This is a genomic window from Sinomonas sp. G460-2 (genome assembly GCF_047759905.1).
In the GTDB taxonomy this organism is placed as follows: domain Bacteria; phylum Actinomycetota; class Actinomycetes; order Actinomycetales; family Micrococcaceae; genus Sinomonas.
This window is the reverse complement of the sequence record NZ_JBKZWT010000303.1, coordinates 1-4,381: the sequence shown is the minus strand read 5'-3', so window position 1 is coordinate 4,381 and position 4,381 is coordinate 1. Positions and strand designations below refer to the sequence as shown.

Below are 4,381 nucleotides of genomic sequence, written 5' to 3'. Positions count from 1 at the left end.
TCGGTGGCGCCCGCCCTCGAGGGCATCCGCGAGGGCGTGCGGGCCGCGGCGCGGCTCGGAGTGCCAGCGATCATCCACAGCGCGTCGGCGACAGCGCGCCTGCTTCGCGAACTCGCCGAGGAAGGCAGCGGAGCCCAGATCATCGCGGGCCACGCCAACCATCCATCCCACACCCCTGCCGAGGCCGTCGAACTCGCCGCGCTCGGCCGCGACCGCGGCTGGCTCGCCGAGGTGTCCGTGTTCGACCTCCTGCACCGACGCCACACCGTGAGCACCCGCGAGCACTGGGATGCCCTCCTCGCCGAGCCGGGACTCGTCCACGTCCTCGGCACCGACTACGGCCACGCGGGAAACCACGACGAGCTCATCTCCGCCGTCCATGACGTGGCTGCCCAAGGTCACCGGACCCTCGGCGAGGCGGTCGCAATGGCGAGCTCCGCCGTTGTCCGCGCGATCCCGGGGATCGCCCCTCGCAGCGGCGAGCTGCGTGCCGGGCTCGCGGCCGACGTCGTCGTCACGAGCACGAGCGACTTCCGCAAGGTGCGCGACGTCTTCGTGGACGGTCAGCGCGTTGTGCGCGATGGCCGCCTGACCGCGGGAGCCCGGCGATGAACGCGTCCGCCGGCGCGTCCGCGGGCCCGCGCAGACTCGAACCGCGGCAGCGAGCGGTCCTCGTCCGGCTCGTCGGGGAGGACGTCGCGCGCGAGGACGAGCCGGCCGTGGCCCAGGCCTATGCGGATTTCCGGGCCGCGATGGACGCGTTGCGCCGTGGGTTTGATGAGTCGGGCTCCCGTGACTGAGCCCTGGGAGCTCGGCATCGACGAGGCGGCCGGGCTGATCCGCCGCGGCGAGCTCTCCGCCGTCGAACTCGTCGACTCGGTCCTCGGGCGAATCGTGGACACGGAAGGCTTCGCACGTGCTTGGGCCTACGTCGATGCGGACGGCGCCCGGGCCGCGGCACGAACGGCCGATCGGGCGGCCCTGCGGGGCGGAACTGGCGGGTTGCTCGGGATTCCGGTCGGCGTCAAGGACGTCATCGACGTCCGCGGGCTGCCCGCGGAGGGCGGGTCGGCGGCGCTGCACGGGCGGATCTCGACCCGCGACGCGGGGGCGGTCCGGCGGCTTCGCGAAAGCGGTGCGATCATCCTCGGCAAGCTGCAGACCCACGAATTCGCCTTTGGACAAGGCACGCCTCCCACGCGGAACCCCTGGGGCCCGGAGCGCTACGCGGGCGGTTCGAGCGTCGGTTCCGGGGTCGCTGTCGCGGTGGGCAGCGTGCCGGGGGCGCTCGGCACGGACACGGGAGGCTCGGTGCGGAACCCGGCATCCGTGAACGGGCTCGTGGGGCTCAAGCCGACTTTCGGCCTGGTCTCGGGTTCGGGGGTCATCAACGTCAGCCACACCCTCGATCACGTGGGACCGATCGCGCGCGGCGCCATCGACTGCGCGGCGCTCCTCGACGGCATGGTCGAGGATGCCTCGGCCGAGCGCTGGGGCGGGCTCGAGGCGGTCCGCGCCATGGACCCCACGACGCGCCGGGTAGGGGTCGACCGCTCGCTGTGGGCAGACTGGGGGGTCGAGGTGGACGTTGCGGGACTCGTGGAGGAGGCGCTGGCTGTTCTGGGCGGCCTCGGCTTCGAGATCGTGGACGTGAGCCTCCCCGAGCTCGACCTCGCACTTCCGGCGAGCCTCGCAATCTCACTCTCGGAGGCGGCCCATCACCACCGGGAACGGCTTCGCCGCGGCGCCGCTCGGTATCTCCCCGCGACGCGAATCATGATCGAGACGGGCGCGCTGGTCACCGCGGAGGACGTGAGGCTTGCTCAGGCCGTCCGATCCGAGCTGCGGACGTCGCTCGCCCGGGTCTTCGCGCGGACCGGCATCGGCGTGCTGGCCTCGCCGACACTCCCGGCGATCGCGCCGCACGCCGCCCTCATGTCCCATGAACTGACGGGGAGCACAGGGGAGGATTCCCTCGCGTCCGCGCTCCGCATGCTCTCGCCCGCCAACGTGACCGGGCTTCCGGCCGTCAGCGTGCCCTGCGGTCTCGCCGACGGCCAGCCCGTGGGCCTGCACCTCATGGGGCCGGCCTTCTCGGATGGGTCGCTCCTCGCCATCGCCCACGCCTACGAGCTCGCGTCACCCTGGCACAAGCTCGTCCCGCTGCGAGACCTCCCGGCACCGAGCGCCAGCGCCTGGGTCAGCTCGCCACCGCGTGGACCCGCACCGGCGCCATGATCGGCTTCGCGTAGCAGACGGACTCGTCGACCTCCTGGTAGGGGCCGAAGTTGGGGACCTCACGGTAGCCGGCGGCCTCGTAGAACATCTTGCCGTCGGGCTGGGCGGAGCCGGCCTCCGCCATGACGAGCGTGATCCCGGCCTCGTGGGCCTCGGCCTCGAGCGCGAGCAGGATCGAGCTCGCGACCCCGGACCCCCGCGCGTAGGGGAGCACATAGACCCGCTTGACCTCAGCCGTCTTGCTGTCGAGCTGGCGGAGGCCGCCGCAGCCCAGGGGCTGGCCGGTCGCGCGCTCGTACGCGATGAGGAACACGGCCATGTCCGCGGCGGTCGGCGGCTCGCCGGGCTCGTGCTCGCCGTGGCCGTACCGCGCGTCGAGCTCGGACTGCTGCGCGGCGCGGAGGTCCCGCCCCACGGGGTTGGACCAGGACGTTCTGCGGATGATCAGCTTCGGGTGGGTCTGCATGCCGCCTCCTCGATCGAAGGGTATGCCTCTACACGCTAGATTCCCGCCGTTTCCGCGCCGTTACGGTGGTGTGAGTTCTGGGGAACGCTTCGCCGCCGGTCCACGCGTCCCCACCCGGCGGGATGTTCTGGTTGATCCGGAAGAGATTCTGGGGGTCCCAGCGCCGCTTGACCTCGACGAGGCGGCGGTACTTGTCCTCGCCGTACGCCTGAACTACGCGCCCGCCGCCCTCGTCGCCGAGGAAGTTGACGTACACGCCGACGGCCAGCCGATGCAGGCTGCCCCACAGCTCGCGCGTCCACTCGATGTGCGTCGACTCGGCGGCGGGTTCGTCCCAGCGCGTGTTGATGTTGAGCAGGATCGCCGCGTCGCGGTGGCCGTACGCGCTCGCGTCCTCGGGCACGCGCGCGAGCGCTCCCCCAAGCGCGGCGAGCTTGATGTCCGACGCCGGTGAGGAGAACTGCGCCGCAGCGTCGACGAGCGTCGCGATCGCCTCCCGATCGAGGCCCCTGAGGTAGTCGGCCTTCCAATAGTTCAGCGCGCCGGGGGACCAGTAGGGGTCCTGCGCTTTCTGGACGGCCGTGTACTGCTTGGGCCCGACGGCGTCCACCGCGGGCCGGCCCAGAGATCGCAGGGGAGCGAGCGCGGCGTCGGCCTCCTCGCGGGCGCCGAGCCACATCATGCTGACGGACAGCACCGGGAGGCCCCAGAGCTGCTCGGGGAAGGGCGGATCCTGAGGAGCCGTCCGCAGCGTGGCCACGGTCATGGCGTCGTCGGGCAGCGACGGAAGGGCGGCGGCCCAGGACTCGAGCACCTCCGCGGCCTGCTCGAGCGGATAGACCACGGACCCCGCGACGACCTCCGGCCCCACCTCGTGCAGCTCGAACTCGAGCGAGGTCGCGACGCCGAAGTTCCCGCCGCCCCCGCGCAGGGCCCACAGGAGCTCGGGTTCGCTCTCGTCGTCGACGACCGTGAGCTCCCCATCCGCCGTGACGAGGTCCACCGAGCGCAGATTGTCCGACGCGGCGCCGTGCCGCCGCACGAGCCACCCGACTCCGCCCCCGAGCGTGAAGCCGGCCACGCCGGTCGTCGACATGATGCCGCCCGTCGTCGCGAGCCCGAACGCCTGGGCCTCGTGGTCGAACGTGCCCCACGTGATGCCCGTCTGGACGCGCGCTCTCCCGGTGCGCGGATCGATCCGCACGCCCTGGAGCGCCCGCAGATCGAGGACGAGCCCGCCGTCGCACGTTCCGAGCCCCGCAATGTTGTGCCCCCCGGCCCGGACGGCGAGCGGCAACTCGCGGTCCGCGGCGAAGCGGACCCCGGCGAGGACGTCCGCGGTGCCGGCGCACTGCAGGATCGCGGCGGGGTGCCGCTGGATCGAGCCGTTCCATACGGCGCGGAGCGACTCGTAGTCCGGATCGCCTGGGGCGACCACTCGCCCCCGGCACCGTGATCGGAGGTCGTCGAAGCCGTTGACCATCGTCGCTCATCGCCCTTCTTCACGAGGCCCAAGGAGTGCCTCAAAGGTGGCACTCGAGAGAGCTCCGCACAATGGTTCGCGCGCCCGCCGTCGTCCGCTTGCCCCGTCCCTTCGCGACCTTGATTTGACGGCTTGTCCGGCGTGTCGCAGCGCGACACGCCGTTTCGGGCTGCTTTCGGCGGCCAAAGAAGGTC

Annotated in this window: 5 protein-coding genes; 3 read left to right on the top strand and 2 right to left on the bottom strand. The window is 72.1% G+C overall.

What is annotated here, in order from left to right; translation table 11 throughout:
• From ACLN58_RS18565 to ACLN58_RS18555, 3 genes are all read left to right on the top strand, one after another.
• The coding region (locus tag ACLN58_RS18565) for an amidohydrolase family protein (protein ID WP_415856721.1) at positions 1-612 on the top strand (612 nt) is incomplete at its 5' end.
• Positions 609-800, top strand: a complete 192-nt coding sequence (locus ACLN58_RS18560; RefSeq protein ID WP_415856720.1) for a hypothetical protein — start codon at positions 609-611, stop codon at positions 798-800. The genes ACLN58_RS18565 and ACLN58_RS18560, both read left to right, overlap by 4 nt.
• Complete coding sequence (locus tag ACLN58_RS18555) at positions 793-2,238, top strand: amidase (protein ID WP_415856719.1); 1,446 nt, start codon at positions 793-795, stop codon at positions 2,236-2,238. Before ACLN58_RS18560 ends, ACLN58_RS18555 begins: the two co-directional genes overlap by 8 nt.
• On the opposite strand, the gene ACLN58_RS18550 is transcribed toward ACLN58_RS18555, so the two are convergent.
• The gene (locus tag ACLN58_RS18550) at positions 2,201-2,704 is read right to left on the bottom strand and encodes a GNAT family N-acetyltransferase (protein WP_415856718.1); all 504 of its coding nucleotides are present in this window, start codon (positions 2,702-2,704) and stop codon (positions 2,201-2,203) included. The two genes, ACLN58_RS18555 and ACLN58_RS18550, sit on opposite strands and share 38 nt — an antisense overlap.
• A 28-nt stretch (positions 2,705-2,732) precedes the next feature.
• Positions 2,733-4,187: an FAD-binding oxidoreductase gene (locus ACLN58_RS18545; protein ID WP_415856717.1), complete on the bottom strand. Its 1,455-nt coding sequence runs from the start codon at positions 4,185-4,187 to the stop codon at positions 2,733-2,735.
• Between the last annotated feature and the right edge of the window lie 194 nt (positions 4,188-4,381).